Below are 15,731 nucleotides of genomic sequence, written 5' to 3'. Positions count from 1 at the left end.
TTGCTGAGACGGGTGAGATAAAGGAGTAAGAAGTTAAGAAGGGAAACTATGGTATAATCAGACTAACAGAATTGTATAGAAGGAGCGTTGATTGTGGCCTGCGTATTTTGTGAAAAAGATCAGCAGGAAATTGTATTAGAGAATCAATGGGTAAAGGCATTCTTTGATCATTTTCCTGTGCAACGCGGACATTTACTCATCGTTCCCAAGCGTCATGTCCCCACTTATTTTGATGCTACCCCAGAGGAGATCCAGGCGATTGATGATCTCCTGCGTAAAGGGAAGGAATTACTCGATGAGACGTACCATCCTGATGGCTACAATATTGGTGTGAATGTGGGAGAATGGGGCGGTCAGACCATTATGCATCTCCATGTTCATCTCATTCCCCGGTATCAAGGGGATGTCCCCAATCCACGTGGGGGCATTCGGAATGCCATACCTAATCTTGTCCCATATGATGGCTAACATCTATTGACTAGGAAGGGGTTCAGCTCGTGCCAGTCTATGAAAAACTCGTTCGTGATCGGATACCAGCTATTATCGAAGCCGCAGGGAAGGAGTGTCGAGTCTCTACGCTTGATGAAGTTACCTACAGCATCGAGTTAAAAAAGAAGTTACTCGAAGAAGTAAAGGAGTATGAAACCGCTGTTAAGGATGAGGAGGCACTGGAAGAGCTTGCTGATATTCTAGAAGTGATGAGAGCACTAGTTACTCTCCATGGTTGCGACATGGAACAGTTGGAGGAGATCCGTAAGAAGAAGGCGGAGCAACGGGGCGCATTCCAAGAGCGCATCTTTTTACATGAGGTGAAAGATTGAAGCTTCAGCTTGTAACGAATCAGCTGGTCCGCTCCCTCCAACAAGCGCTTCAGCAAGCTCATTCCGTTGCATTTCTTACTTCTTTCGTGATGAAATCAGGGGTTCAGCTTATTCGTCCAGATCTGGAAGCTGCACTTAAGCGGGGTGTGAAAATTCAATGGCTGCTTGGTGACTATCTCTATGTAACACAGCCAGAAGCACTGGAACAATTACTTCCTTATCATCAAGAAATGGAGATCCATCTCTATTATAGTAACGGGGTCTCATTTCATCCCAAGTCGTATCTATTTCGTGGCATGGGAGGAGACCAAGTTATCGTTGGTTCTTCTAATCTTTCTTATAGTGCCTTAACCACAGGAACTGAATGGAATCTTGCACTAGATACGGAGCGAGAGATGCAGATAGTAGAGGATGCTTGGGAGCAATTCTATCATCTCTTCTATCATGAACAAGCGGTTGCGCTTACTCCGAGTGTGGTGGAAGCCTATCAAGAGGCCTATGATACCTATTATCGTCAATATCCAAAGCTGCAGGAGGCTTGGGTAGAAAGCGAAGCAATCCAACTCATGTATGGTTTCGATCAAGTAAATGATGATACGAATATGGAGATCGATTCATCAGAAGATATTTCTCCTGATCAGATCCAGCCACGTCCAGCTCAGCAAGAAGCGTTGGAGGCACTGGAAGAAACCTATGCAGATGGTTATTCAAAGGCGATGGTGGTCATGGCTACAGGTCTAGGTAAAACCTATCTCGCAGCCTTTTTTGCACGGAAATTTAAACGAGTGCTGTTTATTGCTCATCGCGAGGAGATTCTCCACCAAGCCTATCGTTCCTTTCATGCTGTTATGCCTGAGCGTTCAGGTGGCTTTTATTATCAGAAGGAGAAGAACCATGATGTTGACTGTCTATTTGCTTCTGTATATACATTAGGAATGGAGTATCATTTGGAACAGTTTGCCCCTGATGAATTCGACTGCATCATTGTGGACGAATTTCACCATGCTGCTGCGAATACATATCAACGGATATTAGCTTACTTCAAACCCCAGTTTTTATTGGGGATCACTGCCACTCCTGATCGGGCCGATCAGCGGGATGTTTATAATATTTGTGATGGAAATGTTGCCTATCGTCTAGACTTCATTCAAGCGATCCAGCGTGGATGGTTAGTTCCTTATCATTACTATGGCGTTTATGATCCCATTGACTATTCACAGCTACGATGGTTAGGGCAAAAATATGATGCGAATCAACTACTGCAAGCCCAATTACGTAAAGAGGTGGGTCAAGCCATCTATGAAGCCTGGTTACATCATCGCCAATCACGGACGCTTGTCTTTTGTTCATCCATTCCCCAGGCAGATTACCTGGCACGCTTCTTTCGCCAACAAGGCTGGAAGGCAGCCTGCCTTCATTCTGGGACCAACCCAGATGAGCGACAAGGTTTAATCCAGCAGCTCAATGCAGGGGTCCTTGAGCTTCTATTTACGGTGGATATGCTCAATGAGGGGGCGGATCTTCCCCGGGTAGACACTCTACTCTTTGTGCGACCCACCGAGTCGTTACCTCTCTTTATTCAGCAAATGGGGCGAGGCTTACGCCTACATCCAGACAAAGAGTATTGTACGATCATTGATTTGGTAGGGAACTATCGCTATGCAGATCTAAAGCTTCAAGCATTGCAAGGAGCAACAGGTGGAACTGAAAAAGCGAAGACTGGTTCAGAAAAATCAGGTGTAGAATCGTTGCCACCAACCTGTCAGCTCCATTTGGAGACCCAAGTTGTTGAGCTCTTAGAGGAACTGGCAAAGAAAAGGATACCTCGAAAAGAGCAGTTGCGCCATGCGTACGAAGAATTGCGAGCAGAATTAGGTCGACAGCCTTCCTATAAGGAATTTGCTCTAATGAACGCTATGGATAGTCATGTGCTCAAACAAGAATTCTCTTCTTGGGTAGCCTTCCTTGCGTGGATGGGAGAGCTGAGTATAGAGGAGCTTACTTCGTACGATCGTTTTTCCCAATGGTTCCGAGAGGTTGAACATACCTCCATGACGAAGAGCTATAAGATGGTGCTACTATATCTCATGCTACAACGTGGTGAGAAAGAGTGGTTTCTTCCAGTAACACCACAGGAAATCGCTTTTGATTTCTATCAATTTATGACTGAAAAACCTTATCGTATGAAACTTGATTGGTCTGATAAGAAGGGATTGAGATTTCAAGCCAGTTTTGAGGAAACAGCAATCAGTCAATTGCTCGCAGAGATGCCCATGACGAAGTGGGCTGGAAGTTCCAAAGGGTGGGCAACATATGATGGGGTTAGGTTTCAATTTCATGTAGATCCTATTGAAGCAGAGTTGCGCTTTTTATATCGAATGACGCAAGAGATCTGTGAATATCGCCTACATGCCTATTTTGCTAGAAAGATGGAGAAGATCGAGAAGAATAGAGACGTATCAAAAGAACCAGCTTTGATCTTGAAGTAGATCAGGGTTGGTTTTTCTTTATGATTTGACAGCCTTCACGCAAACGTACAGAATAATAGAGTTAGTAGATGGAAGGGAGCGGTCACATAATGGGAGCGGGAGCAGGAATTAGTGTTCTTATCCTTGCAATGTATGCATTTATTCTCTATTTGATTGTGAAATTAGCAGTGAAGCATGCCATTCGAGAGAGCGTAGATGATTTCTATGAAGTGATTAAAGAGGGAATGCGTGATGGGATGAAGGAGTTTTCCATAGAAGAGCGAGTTCGCGAGGCAAAAGACCAAAAACGACAGCAGCTCGATGCAATGGATAATGAGAGCCAAAGTTATTCAGCAGAAGCAGAGCAAGTGAACAATCGTACTGAAGAATAGGAATGGGATGCATTGTATTTCTACGATTCGATACATACATAATGCATAAATAACATGATAAGGTTCAGGTGAAGCACAAAGCTTTGTCTGGGCCTTGTTTTTAACGGAATAGCCGAGAACACTCGTGACTTCAGCCATGAGGTGAATCAGCTTCGGACAACGCGTATCTTTTAAGACAGTGTCCTAAAAGAAGCACAAACTCATGGTGGGCGTGGCATTATCAGTAACGGCACCCGACCCAATATTCAGTGTTTTTACGATGTGGTTTTAAATTAATTGGTGGACACCAACTATTATCCATTCACTCAATGGGGAAATAAATATCAATTTCAGAGTTGCTATCATTTGCCCCGGTGAACCTTTCTGTATAACACTCAAAATCGTCGCGGTTAGCAAGTTCAAAACCGCTCTTAGGGAACCAAGAACCCCAAATGTAATGATATGTTTGTATTAAAGTATCTACTGTTCCCCTATGGACAAACCTTGCATATTTTCCACCACACAATTTTTTTACTTGCAGATCATTTAAAACAGGATCGTTCTTTGAAATTTCAATTCCTACAAATGCCATACTTTCGCTATCGGTATTAAATTTATCAAAGGAACAAGTTTCAGAGGTCTCAAAAATTCCATATCGTTTAGTGGTAAGAAGATCAGGGGGAACTTTCTTGTTAAACTGTTGCCACATGGTAACGGTTTTGTTTCCAGAAACGGTTGTTTTAAAACGAATTCCCATGAGATATATTTCAGGTATTACAAGGATTTCTGGAGATAAACCAGCATATGTGATGATACTCATATCAGATTTCTGTGCGGATTGCCTGTTTCCAATTAAAACATCAATTCCGTTTTTTCTGTATTCTGAGGGAGTCATGGAATACCTATCCTTAAAAGCTCTTGTAAAACTTTCTGCTGTTTCAAAATAAAGAGAAAGTCCAACATCTAATACTTTTTTATCACTATGCACTAAATCCCAAGCCGCTTGTGTTAACCGTCGGCTTCTGATATAGTTTCCTATTGTTTCGCCCATAATAGCTTGAAAATAACGGTGAAAGTGATAGTAGGAATAGGAAACTGCCTCAGCGACATCACGTGCAACAATCGGTTGACACAAGTTGTTCTCTATAAATACAATGGCCTTAGCTATTATCTGTTTGTCATTCAAAGACAGTTCCTCCTCTCCCTTGATAAATACGTAATGTATTAGTTAATTTTATAAAAATCTGGTCTTGCCTTTTCTTGCGGCAACGATACTTTCATTTCTTCCATGTCAAATGTTCCAACAGAAAAAGTATGCCATTCGTTAGCTTGCGGAGAGCCAAACGTCATTTCTATTGTTTTATCAGTTGCATCAAATATCATAGAGCGTAGTGTTCCGAAAAATTCACTATAATAATGACAACAAAGCCCATTGGGATAAGATGTTGAAAGCAGTTCCTTTATATTGTTTTTTGATATTCGTTTATCTCTTTCAAATAAGCTAACAATCCTATCATTTCGGATTACAGAATTTTCAATGTGCATTTTCTCATAAGGCTTTATGTCATCCAATAGCACATGATTTGTGGAACTAAGGTAAGTTTCATCACTATTTCCGTCCAAAATTTTGTAAGCCTTATGACCATCAACACATTGAAGTAAGGCTATTTTGTTATGGCTATCAGCCAACATCAAATTAATGTTATAACCGATGGGCGCGTCCATTGTCCATTGAATTGCTTCATCTACGTTTTTGCAGTTTTCAAGTATGCTACGAACGACTATCCAAAAACTAAATCCTGTTATTCCTGCTTTTTGACCACCTTCGAAGTTGCCGACAGGTAGACCATTTGATGCCTTACACACCGCAAGACCGTGTTCATTCATTCCATCACATCTACCGAATAAATTTAAGGTAGAGCCAATATACCGATATTTTCCCTTAATGTCGGTAAAAGAGAAGCACATTTCTTCCATTTTATCATTGAAATCGTAATTTCTTGCCATTATAGTATGACCACTTTGGGTCTTTTGCGGCAAGGTTGCCATTAAACTGCACCCTCGTTCCAAATAGGTCATTGCGTAAAAAAGCACCTGTTCGTTGGATACACCAATCGTATCTGAAAATCCTCTGATTTCTTCATTAATACCTTGACAATAACAATCCAACAATTTAAAAATTTCAATAAACTTTTCGCGAGGGTAAGTATTAGGGGGGAGTAATACTTTCTGTAATAACTCGGGCGTGGATAAAATCCACTTACCTATTTGTGTCCCTACATCATAACTTGACCCTATAAAATTTTTAAAATACACCTTTGTTTCTTCCATTTATTCCACCGCTCCTTTCATAAATATTATCAATCTAGCCTGAACTTTAAACTTGATATTTTTTGCTGTTTATGTAAACACAATCGTATACTTCTTTGGTGTATTATGGGTATTTTTAGCTTTCTGCTAATTGGCAAGCAGTACAAGTGTATTGACACTTGTACATTTTCAATAATTTCCCTCCGGTCATTCTTAACAATTGTTTGTTGGGGTAACCACCCCAGACCTGAAAAGAAAAATATTACAATTCTTAAAACAAAATGGTCAAAGATATTCTTCTATGGTTTTAAAGTTGCAGTTGCTATGCCTCTGTTTTATAAGAATTGAATAGTGGGGTGACAGTGTGAAATCAGGTGAGAATTTAACACTCTTACAAGAACCATATTTACACTTATTAATAGCGGATGAGACTAGCAAAAGTTCGTTTATTTAGCAAATTAAGGAATACAAAAAAAGCAACATAATAATTAAAGTGATAGATGGAAAAAATGTACCAATATTGATGGATTATTCGATGAGTTTGCTCTTAAGCTACAGTTTCCTAATTATTTTGGGGATAATTGGGCAGCCTTTGATGAATGTATTAATGATTTAGATTGGTTGGATGGCGATGTGTTTATATACTAGTAATTAGCAATTTTGATGAATTATTAACAAGTAGTAGTCAAGATTTTAAAGTATTTAAGGATATATTAATTTGTACTATTCGAGAGTGGGTTAATGGAAGAGAGTATGACTCCTTCCCAACCCCACCGACACCTTTTCATGTAGTATTGCATAATTTGCCTTTAAAAGAGAATTTAATTGAAGCTACGCTTTCTGATTTAGGTCTTGAAAGTATTGAAATAACTAGGCTGTAAAGCTAAATCCTCATGAATTTTGATTCATGAGGATTTCTTTGGACTATCAGTCCCGAATGAAAGGTTTGCCCAATCCATATTCATCATTGTATTCATTGAATTATTCTAGTTCTGGAAGTAGAACTAGGTCGGAATCCAGTCTAAGCAATAGGATTCAATTGCCAAAAAACTACGCTTATCTCGTATCTTTCAGTTAACCTTGATAGAGTATTCAACATTCTCTTAACGTTTTTACGTAGCAGTAAAAATTCTTATATGATCTATCCATGAGATTACCTCGGTTAGTCCCTACCCTAGAAGTTAGTTGAAGAGAGAGACTTACTGGTTAAAATATAAATATAGAATCAATGAATAGTAAAATACGGAATAATAAGTAATATAAGGAAACCGACTGCAATTGGTTGCCGACGTGGGATTAGGCGTATACTTTGATCTTGGATAGGTTTACTCGAGAGTTTAAAGATGGATCATACATGAACTCAGCATCCTTTTTGTCTCAGTGCAACGATCTGCTTTTTAAAATATTCTGTATAATTCCTTGTTTTCCCTGTCATGATAGTCTTACCGATTTTCCAAACGTGAAAGCCCGCTATTGTGCGATAGCACACCCTTTAGGGGCAGGATGAAAGTGAGGTTGGATACGGAGTACCACAGGAAACCGTAAGGTTTGTGGTACTTCAAGTATCCAAAACGTAACCTCACTACTTTTTATATCTCATTGTTGTAGTTTTATTAATCAGCTAATACAATGTGCATATGAACGAATACAGACGAACAAACACAACCATATCATTAATTAAGTATCATTTCGTTTTTTGCCCTCGATATAGAAGAAAAATATTCCTTCGTGCTGATGTAGAGAAACGCTTCAAACAGTTGGTACAAGAAATATGTGAAGAATTAGAAGTTGTCATTGTTGCTTTAGAGTGTGACAAAGACCATACACATCTGCTTCTAAATGCACTGCCAACACTTAGTCCCGCTAGTATTATGGCAAAAATCAAGGGGGTGAAACGTATGTCACAAACAATCACAGTGAAAGTCAAATTGCTTCCAACAAAAGAACAAACCTCTATCTTAACCGCTATGGGCAAAGAATATATCTCTACAATTAACACACTTGTTTCTGAAATGGTCGCTGAAAAGAAAAGCACGAAAAAGACGACAAAAGATGTCCGGGCACATCTTCCAAGTGCAGTGAAAAACCAAGCGATTCAAGATGCAAAAAGCGTGTTTCAAAAAGTGAAGAAAAGTAAATACACGATGATTCCTATCCTCAAGAAACCTGTTTGCGTATGGAATAACCAAAACTATTCATTGGACTCCTCTTATATCGCTCTACCTTTGATGATGGATGGAAAAGCAAAGAAAGTGCCTGTTCGTGCATTGTTGGTTGATAAACATAACCGTACTTTCGATTTGTTGAAGCACCAATTAGGTACACTTCGTATCACAAAAAAATCAAACAAATGGATTGCACAAATTTCCGTCACCATTCCTAGAAGTGAAAAAACAGGAACAAAGACCATGGGCGTAGATTTAGGTTTGAAAGTCCCTGCGGTTGCGGTAACAGAGGATGAAAAGGTACGTTTCTTTGGGAACGGCAGACAGAACAAGTATGTCAGACGTATGTTCAAATCCAAACGCAAGAAATTAGGGAAACTAAAGAAATTAAACGCCATTCGCAATCTCGATGATAAAGAACAGCGATATATGAAAGACCAAGACCACAAGGTTAGCCGTGCAATCATAAATTTTGCTAAAGAAAATAAGGTTTCTGTCATTCGCTTAGAACAATTAGCGAACATCCGACAGACGGCAAGAACAAGCCGTAAAAACGAAAAGAATTTGCACAACTGGTCATTCTATCGCTTGTCTCAATTTATTGAATACAAAGCGAATTTAGCGGGTATTAAAGTGGAGTATGTGAATCCTGCCTACACAAGTCAAACATGTCCAAAGTGTTCCGCTAAAAATAAGGCACAGGACCGGAAATATACATGCGAATGTGGCTTCCAGAAACATAGGGATTTAGTCGGTGCGATGAATATTCGATACGCACCTGTGATTGATGGTCATAGTCAATCGGCCTAAGATGCTAGATGCACTGTCTTAGGAGGGGCAATGAGATGCCCTCATCTTGCAGGCTGTTCAAAACAGAAATGGACTGCGAACGCTTAGTCATGCAAGAATCCCACCTGGATACCGTAAGGTAGAGGGCTTGCGTCTTTAGACATGGGAGTCTCAAGAAAACAGAAAAAGGTGATAAAAGGAGGATGAAGATTTGGCAATCTACCAATATGTCTTTACGTATACGAACCGTAGAGAGAGTGTAACAAAAGTCTGGTTAGCTAATCCTCCTAGCAATCATGCTCAAACCGTTCGATCCTACATTTCCAATGGTGCAAAAGCAACAGAACTACTCTCTAGAGACCCTGCTGGGAACGCACTCTCCTATTATGAGTTATCACAAGGTGAGCATATCAGCAACCAATATGAGATAGAGATCCATCCTACCCCATACAAGAATAGTCCCACAGTACTAACCGAAGAGGAAAGAGCATTCTATCTACGCTCCACACCAATTGTAAAAATAACCAATGAAGTGAAATTACTCGGTAATGACATCACTAGAGGAAAAATCTCCGACAAAGAGAAAGCCTTCGCAATTTTTCGTCATATTCGAAACCATTATAAGTACATTTTTCCGCCGAAAGAGCGGGGAACAGAGAGCTTTCTTCACTCAAAAGAGGGAGATTGTGGTGAGATGTCATGGCTATATGCTGCCTTGTGCCGTTCTCAAGGGATTCCCTGCCGCACTTTAGTAGGGGCGTTCGTTGGGAATGGTTAGTATCATATGTGGAATGAAGTGTTTCTAGAACATGAAGGTTGGATTCCTGTGGATGTGAGCATGGCGAACACGGTGAAGAGGGGGCCTTGGCAGTATCTTCTAGCAGAATACCGTACACAATGGAGTCAACGCTATTTTGATCTTTAGAGGATCAACGTGTCATCTTTTCGATTGAGACAGAGCTTGATCCCGTGATTCTGTATCCAGTAACTACGTCGGATGAAGAAGCCAAGCCCAACGAAATTCTTAAAATTGCCAATGTAGATCTTCAATGGGGGAAAGAACTACTCTTTGATAAGATTCCTTATCTGCAACCCATCTATCTTCATATAGAAAGCTCTTTACAACGAAGTCGTTTACAAGACTGGTTTGGTAGAGTTTCCATCGAACCAACCTCGATATTAGCACGAATTACTCTATGGCTTAAACGTATCGCCCTTGTTCTCGCTGTTGCAGCGATCCTGCTATCCCTTGTGACCACAGGCATACAGGTATTAAGTGAGCAGTTTTCCCTTGGCTTTTCAATTACAGCCATTAATTATTATCATGAATTGGTGTTGGCATGGGGAATATTCTCCTTGATAAGATGGGAGCGGCCGTTCATCTCCTTATTGATTATTGTTTACTGTTTTCTTCAAATCTCATAAGAGAAACAATACCTGTATTTGACACTCGAATAGTAAACTAGTATTGAAGCAAATGTACTGGAATTAAAAAGGGAAACCCTCATCTTGGGGTTTCCCTTAATATGTTTGAATGGCACATTCCAATTGAATATGGCTTATATTTGAATCAATGAACTAACCCAAAAATGCCCGGAACATCCAGAGATGTTTTTCCACGCTCACACGGATCTGAGTGAGCAGGTCGGCGGTTACGTCATCATTGGTCTGATTAGCTACTTCAATACCATCCTTCAGTTGGAAGGAGAGCATTTCGAAGTCATTGGCTAAAGTTTCGATCATCTGTTCTGGTGTTTCTGTGCCTGTTGCTTCCTTGAGAGAAGCCTCTGCCAAAAATTCTTTCAATGTAGCCAATGGTTTGCCTTGAACTGCCAGAATGCGCTCAGCAAGTTGATCTACATTGAGGGCAGCTTCATTGTAGAGTTCTTCAAACTTAAGGTGGAGCTCATAGAAGTGAATGCCGCGTACCAGCCAATGATAGTTGTGGAGTTTTACATAGAGCAGACTCCAGTTGGCTACTTGTTGATTCAAGATCTTGGTGATGTCTTGGTTTTCCATTGGTAATCCCTCTTTTCTTCTTGGATTCATTTTTAGTATCTGGCAGGTTGAGGATAGAGTCAATGACAAACAAGGAAATAATAAGCACACCCTTAGGTGGTTCCCATGTTCTATAGCATAACCAAATGAAGGGGCTGTGACTCAACAATGGAAATAGCTCAAAAGAGATTATCGTGAAACAACAGCGTTATTGGCGTGTTTTTCAATACAAATTTGTAATTATTCAGTCAATTGCTATGATTTTGCTGATCACTGGGTTATAATAGATCCTTAATAAGATAGAAGAGGGAAGCGAAGGGAAGAGAAATGATGGGGCAGGGCATGAAGCTACGGGGTGCACTTTACTTAACAACAGCAGCAAGTATCTGGGGCGGTATGTATGTAGTAAGCAAGTATGTCTTGGCTTATATACCGCCGTTTACTTTGCTCTGGATGCGTTATGTGCTTGCCTTTGTTCTGCTGTACATCATTTTGCAATCCATTCAGCTTCGCCAAGAAATAAAGATCGTGCTGACCAGTAGCGATTGGCAATGGTTTGCCCTCATTGGATTTGTGGGATATTTCATTTCGGTAGCGCTACAATTTATGGGAACAAAGCTTTCTGATGCCCATACGGGTGCTTTGATTACAGCGGCATCTCCTGCATTTATCTTATTGTTTGCCTGGGGGATCTTAAAGGAATCCATTACAAAGAGGAAGGTGAGTGCCCTTCTAGTAGCAACCATCGGAGTGTTGATTGTGATTGGTCTACCCCAATCATGGGACGAATCGTTCTTCGGGAATCTTTATCTCTTTGGCGCGGCTATCACCTGGGCCTTACTCTCGGTCTTTGTGAAGAAGGTATCGAGCTCCCATCATTCCTTAACAATCACCACCTATGCATTACTGTTTGCCATTCTTTATATCACGCCAGCAATGCTTTGGGAATGGAGGGTGACCCAGTTCAATTTTTATGAGCAATTATTTGCTACACCATGGGTGACCATAGGCATTCTGTATCTTGGAATTGTTGCAACAGCGATTGCGTTCTTTTTATGGAATCGTGGGATGGCTTTGATGGAGGCGGGGGTAGGCTCTTTTTTCTTCTTTTTTCAACCCGTGGTTGGAGCCCTTTTAGGCTGGTGGATCTTGAATGAAAAATTGACAATCAATTTTTGGATTGGGGCTCTCTTTATTCTGCTAGGTGTGAGTGTGGCTGTTTGGCGGGAAGGACGAGGTCATACCGAGAAGGGCACTTCCTATGCTTGTGAAGTGGAGAAGGTTGATTCGTTATAGCTTCTTCTTCGTCTCTTTAACATAATCAATTTTTTTCTGAATATCGCGGATCTCTAGATCGTGCTTCGCATCTACATAGCTAAAGCGGACTACTAGATTATCTTGTCGCTGTTCCAGTAGAGCGATCCGATGATCTAATTTTTGATTCATTTCTTTCAGTAGTTCGATAATATCTTCAGGTTGATTTCGCTCAGAGGTTACGAGAAATTTTGCTCTCGTATTGAATCCATTGTAGGAGGTACAATTATGTTTATGCAAGTATTTCTTGTGGGAATTTTAGCTGCCATTTCGCCAGGACCAGATTTCTTTGTGGTGATGAAAAATAGCCTAAGCTACGGAAGAAGAATTGGGATGGCAACAGCCCTCGGGATTGGTAGTGCCCTGCTCATTCATATCACCTATACCATCGCTGGTTTTTCCATCTTACTACAGCAATGGCCTGCCTTATTTGGCTTAATTCAGCTTCTTGGTGCGTTCTATTTGATCTGGCTTGGCCTTCATGCCATCCGTTCAGCACCATCTAACAATGAAAAGGAGGCGATCCCTTTAGGGATGGATTCAGTCAATAGTTGGCAAGGCTTCCGTGATGGCTTTCTCTGTAATGTATTGAATCCAAAAGCCGCCTTATTCTTTCTGAGCATCTTCTCACAGTTTATTGGTGCAGGCTCCCCTAACTATGTACATTGGATCTACGGTGGAGAAGTGATCGCAGCGGTGATCCTCTGGTTCTTGCTTGTGGCTTATTTAGTATCCTCACCACACTTTCGCCATTACTACGAGCAGTGGCGGCACTGGTTCGATCGAATCCTAGGTGCAGTACTTCTCTTCTTTGCTGGACGTATATTACTCTCGGCATTGAGTAAGTTTTTCTGATCAATGGTGTGTAGTTGGTAATTGATCGGATATTGTACTAATTTAATCACCATTGCTCTCCGAAAAATTAGTAGACTTAAGATATGTCATAAGAGAACAGGGGGATGTTGATGAAAAGAGCGAAACAGCTACTCGTTCTCCTATTATTATTTACATGGCTCCTTCTCATACCGATAGGGGCAGCTAGTATGAGCTCATACCAGGATATGAAGAGAACGGATTGGGCTTACTCTTCTTTGCAGCTCTTAACCTTATTACAGGTGGTCGAAGGATATCCGGATCATACCTTCCGCCCTGATCAAGCCTTGAGCCGAGAAGAGTGGACCAAACTGTTTGCGGTGACGATGAAGCTAAAGGATATCTCCGTCCGTGAAGAGTTCCGCTTTGCTGATCTACCGAAGAGTCATTGGTCTTATCCCTACGTCATGAGAGGATATCAATACCAGATCATCGATCATCTTCTAGAAAGTCGTAGCTTTCAGCCAGCAAAAGCCATTGAACGTCAGGAAGTGGCGCGGATGATTGGTGGCTATCTTCTCCAACGAGTTCCAGCGGTAGAGCGTGGAGAATGGTTGAGTAAAGGGTGGAAGGAATGGTGGATTGCCCATCCCTTCACCGATGGAGAAGCATGTCGAGAGGAGTATCGCCCCTATATTGCATATACTGCTTCCATCGGTATGATGGTTGGGGATCCAGATGGTCAATTTCGACCTACAGCATCACTGAGCCGACGGGAAGGTGTAGCGTTGTTAGCGCGGATGGTGAAAAAAGAGAATGAAGCTCGTTCTCTCACTACCTCCTATTTACAGCTTCCCAATACGAAGTTGCTGAAGCTAGATGAGGAGAGTGGAATTGCTTCAGTGGTAATTCCGTGGAGTCCCGTGGAAAAGGGACCTGTAATTCAAGAGGGATTGGCGAAGCAACAGCAGCAACTCTTAGTTACTATGGAAACTGCTAGTTGGAATCAACTGCTCAAGGATGCAGGATCCAAGGAGAAGGTGGTCACTTCTATCAAGGAAGAGCTACAGCAGGGAGCAGCGAACTGGCAACGGATTCTTCTCTATCTTCCAGCTGATCTAAAACAGCCTAAATCCTCTGATCTAGTATCATTGATTCAAGAACTAAAGGTCAAGAAGGGGAGTTCAGTCATCCCAGTGGACCTTATTCTTCCAGCAACCTGGGATGCAAAACAATTGGAGCAAGAACTAAAGGAGCAGGTTGGATGCTTTTATGTGTATCCCAAAGGCTTCATATGGGGGCAAGGTTCTTTCGCTCTAACCTCATGGTTTGAGGGAACCCAACAGATCATTCATGAATGGACTGCTTCGCTTACTCCGGAAAAGATGGTACTGCTTGCACCTGTGCCTAACGAAATAGCTCTACAGCCTTCATTGTGGAAGAATGAATGGTATGAAGCAGCAAGGTATTATCGCTTTCAGGGAATTCTTTGGATACCCACATATTAAGCAAAGAAAAGGACATGGTTACCAAGAACCATGTCCTTTTTCTATAACAGTGTTGTAGCCAGGGTACGTAAATGATGAGTAGGGTGATGTGTAGATGGTTTTTGCTTATTTAAAGATGCGTTGTTCAGATATTGTGCTACGAGATGAGCCACATGTTGTTCATTCTTCACCTCTAAGCCATATCCTTGATTCACGAAGTATTGTAGGTTCTCTTGCTCTTGTCCAGGCAGTGGATGATAGAAGAGAAGGGGAATTCCCTTCACAATGGCTTCAGTACAAGTCACTCCACCGGGCTTCGTTAAAATCAGATCAGCAGCATCCATGAGAAGATTCACCTGTTCAATAAAACCATAGAGATGAACATTAGAATTTTTCAGGAGAGGATGCTGAGCCAACTCCTCATAGAGATCTTGATTTTTACCAGCTACAATAAGGATTTGTAGTTGATCCTGATAGGGTAGCAATGCGTCGAGTAATTTCGCTGAGAGACCAAAGCCGAAGCCTCCACCCATGCAGAGCAGCGTAGGTAACTGCTTTAGCCCTAACTGCTCCCGTGCAATGGCCTGATCTGTTTGTTGGTAGAAGCAAGGATGAACAGGTAGTCCGCTAACCCAGATTTTCTCTTTAGGAATGTTGAGCTGCCTTAGCTTTTCGTAGGATTTCCAGGTTGGAACATAGTAGCGATCTACCCCTGAGCTAATCCAACTTCCATGAATCCCGTAATCGGTGATTACAGTATAAAGAGGAATGCGGATTCCTCTTCTTTTTAAGCAGGAGATAGCAGCACTGGGGAAGGGATGTGTACAGATGATTAAGTCAGGCTGGTTCTCCTTCAAAAATGTGTAGATCTTCGTATAGAAAACCTGATAAAGCATGGTCTCTAGCTGAGGGAGCATGGGACGATACTGACGAAAATGATAGAGATGCCCCCAGGCACGTGGTGAAATATTCAGTAATTTTAAGTAACTATTAACGAACCAATGATGTCGCATAGGATGTAGTTCTTTACCAATCTCATAAACCTTCGCATCCCAATCTGGGTAATGGAGACGAATATCTTCAAGAATGGCTGTAGCAACACGGGTATGACCAGAACCGAATGGCTCAGAAAAGATTAGGACCCGTTTTGATTTGGTTGTCATGGATGAATCCCCCTTTTTACAACCGCTCCATC

General features: G+C 41.4%; 16 protein-coding genes and 1 pseudogene. 12 read left to right on the top strand and 5 right to left on the bottom strand.

What is annotated here, in order from left to right:
- The first annotated feature begins 93 nt into the window (after positions 1 to 93).
- From BN1691_RS10240 to BN1691_RS10225, 4 genes are all read left to right on the top strand, one after another.
- The gene (locus BN1691_RS10240; RefSeq protein WP_048602130.1) at positions 94 to 468 is read left to right on the top strand and encodes an HIT family protein; all 375 of its coding nucleotides are present in this window, start codon (positions 94 to 96) and stop codon (positions 466 to 468) included.
- A gap of 29 nt (positions 469 to 497) precedes the next feature.
- On the top strand, positions 498 to 821 hold the full coding sequence (locus BN1691_RS10235; RefSeq protein WP_048602129.1) for a nucleoside triphosphate pyrophosphohydrolase: 324 nt from the start codon (positions 498 to 500) through the stop codon (positions 819 to 821).
- On the top strand, positions 818 to 3,310 hold the full coding sequence (locus tag BN1691_RS10230) for a DEAD/DEAH box helicase family protein (protein ID WP_048602128.1): 2,493 nt from the start codon (positions 818 to 820) through the stop codon (positions 3,308 to 3,310). Before BN1691_RS10235 ends, BN1691_RS10230 begins: the two co-directional genes overlap by 4 nt.
- 89 nt (positions 3,311 to 3,399) lie before the next feature.
- Positions 3,400 to 3,681, top strand: a complete 282-nt coding sequence (locus BN1691_RS10225; protein WP_048602127.1) for a hypothetical protein — start codon at positions 3,400 to 3,402, stop codon at positions 3,679 to 3,681.
- A 301-nt stretch (positions 3,682 to 3,982) separates the two neighbouring features.
- Here BN1691_RS10225 and BN1691_RS10220 read toward each other — a convergent pair whose 3' ends face one another.
- Both BN1691_RS10220 and BN1691_RS10215 read right to left on the bottom strand, forming a co-directional pair.
- On the bottom strand, positions 3,983 to 4,846 hold the full coding sequence (locus BN1691_RS10220) for an AraC family transcriptional regulator (protein WP_048602126.1): 864 nt from the start codon (positions 4,844 to 4,846) through the stop codon (positions 3,983 to 3,985).
- Between the two features lie 38 nt (positions 4,847 to 4,884).
- Complete coding sequence (locus tag BN1691_RS10215; RefSeq protein WP_048602125.1) at positions 4,885 to 5,991, bottom strand: C45 family autoproteolytic acyltransferase/hydrolase; 1,107 nt, start codon at positions 5,989 to 5,991, stop codon at positions 4,885 to 4,887.
- A 495-nt stretch (positions 5,992 to 6,486) separates the two neighbouring features.
- On the opposite strand from BN1691_RS10215, the pseudogene BN1691_RS15035 reads away from it, so the two are divergent.
- The 5 genes and pseudogenes from BN1691_RS15035 to BN1691_RS10200 all read left to right on the top strand — a co-directional run.
- Positions 6,487 to 6,618, top strand: a pseudogene (locus BN1691_RS15035) (barstar family protein); the annotation flags it as partial.
- A 989-nt stretch (positions 6,619 to 7,607) separates the two neighbouring features.
- Positions 7,608 to 8,945, top strand: a complete 1,338-nt coding sequence (tnpA, locus tag BN1691_RS10210) for an IS200/IS605 family transposase (RefSeq protein ID WP_076850177.1) — start codon at positions 7,608 to 7,610, stop codon at positions 8,943 to 8,945.
- Between the two features lie 190 nt (positions 8,946 to 9,135).
- Positions 9,136 to 9,702: a transglutaminase-like domain-containing protein gene (locus BN1691_RS10205; RefSeq protein WP_048602123.1), complete on the top strand. Its 567-nt coding sequence runs from the start codon at positions 9,136 to 9,138 to the stop codon at positions 9,700 to 9,702.
- 18 nt (positions 9,703 to 9,720) lie between these two features.
- Positions 9,721 to 9,849: a hypothetical protein gene (locus BN1691_RS14880; protein WP_261795553.1), complete on the top strand. Its 129-nt coding sequence runs from the start codon at positions 9,721 to 9,723 to the stop codon at positions 9,847 to 9,849.
- 44 nt (positions 9,850 to 9,893) lie between these two features.
- Entirely contained in the window at positions 9,894 to 10,349 is a 456-nt protein-coding gene (locus BN1691_RS10200; protein ID WP_048602122.1) for a hypothetical protein, read from the top strand.
- Between the two features lie 153 nt (positions 10,350 to 10,502).
- Here BN1691_RS10200 and BN1691_RS10195 read toward each other — a convergent pair whose 3' ends face one another.
- Positions 10,503 to 10,943, bottom strand: a complete 441-nt coding sequence (locus tag BN1691_RS10195) for a Dps family protein (RefSeq protein ID WP_048602121.1) — start codon at positions 10,941 to 10,943, stop codon at positions 10,503 to 10,505.
- 321 nt (positions 10,944 to 11,264) lie between these two features.
- On the opposite strand from BN1691_RS10195, the gene BN1691_RS10190 reads away from it, so the two are divergent.
- Positions 11,265 to 12,218 (top strand): DMT family transporter, encoded by a 954-nt coding sequence (locus BN1691_RS10190; protein WP_048602779.1) that lies wholly within the window; start codon positions 11,265 to 11,267, stop codon positions 12,216 to 12,218.
- On the opposite strand, the gene BN1691_RS14440 is transcribed toward BN1691_RS10190, so the two are convergent.
- A complete protein-coding gene (locus BN1691_RS14440; RefSeq protein ID WP_156179061.1) occupies positions 12,213 to 12,368 on the bottom strand; it encodes a hypothetical protein in 156 nt (51 codons plus the stop codon). The genes BN1691_RS10190 and BN1691_RS14440 overlap by 6 nt on opposite strands.
- A 96-nt stretch (positions 12,369 to 12,464) precedes the next feature.
- Here BN1691_RS14440 and BN1691_RS10185 point away from each other — a divergent pair, with 96 nt between their 5' ends.
- Both BN1691_RS10185 and BN1691_RS10180 read left to right on the top strand, forming a co-directional pair.
- Positions 12,465 to 13,091 carry a LysE family translocator gene (locus BN1691_RS10185; protein ID WP_048602120.1) on the top strand — a complete coding sequence of 209 codons (627 nt, stop codon included), beginning with the start codon at positions 12,465 to 12,467 and terminating at the stop codon, positions 13,089 to 13,091.
- A 110-nt stretch (positions 13,092 to 13,201) separates the two neighbouring features.
- On the top strand, positions 13,202 to 14,557 hold the full coding sequence (locus BN1691_RS10180; protein WP_048602119.1) for an S-layer homology domain-containing protein: 1,356 nt from the start codon (positions 13,202 to 13,204) through the stop codon (positions 14,555 to 14,557).
- 41 nt (positions 14,558 to 14,598) lie between these two features.
- On the opposite strand, the gene BN1691_RS10175 is transcribed toward BN1691_RS10180, so the two are convergent.
- Positions 14,599 to 15,699 (bottom strand): MGDG synthase family glycosyltransferase, encoded by a 1,101-nt coding sequence (locus BN1691_RS10175; RefSeq protein WP_048602118.1) that lies wholly within the window; start codon positions 15,697 to 15,699, stop codon positions 14,599 to 14,601.
- Between the last annotated feature and the right edge of the window lie 32 nt (positions 15,700 to 15,731).

The sequence above is a fragment of the Rubeoparvulum massiliense genome (assembly GCF_001049895.1).
Taxonomy (GTDB): domain Bacteria; phylum Bacillota; class Bacilli; order Rubeoparvulales; family Rubeoparvulaceae; genus Rubeoparvulum; species Rubeoparvulum massiliense.
Note: the sequence above shows the minus strand (reverse complement) of the source record. Positions and strands in the feature narration are given on the sequence as shown.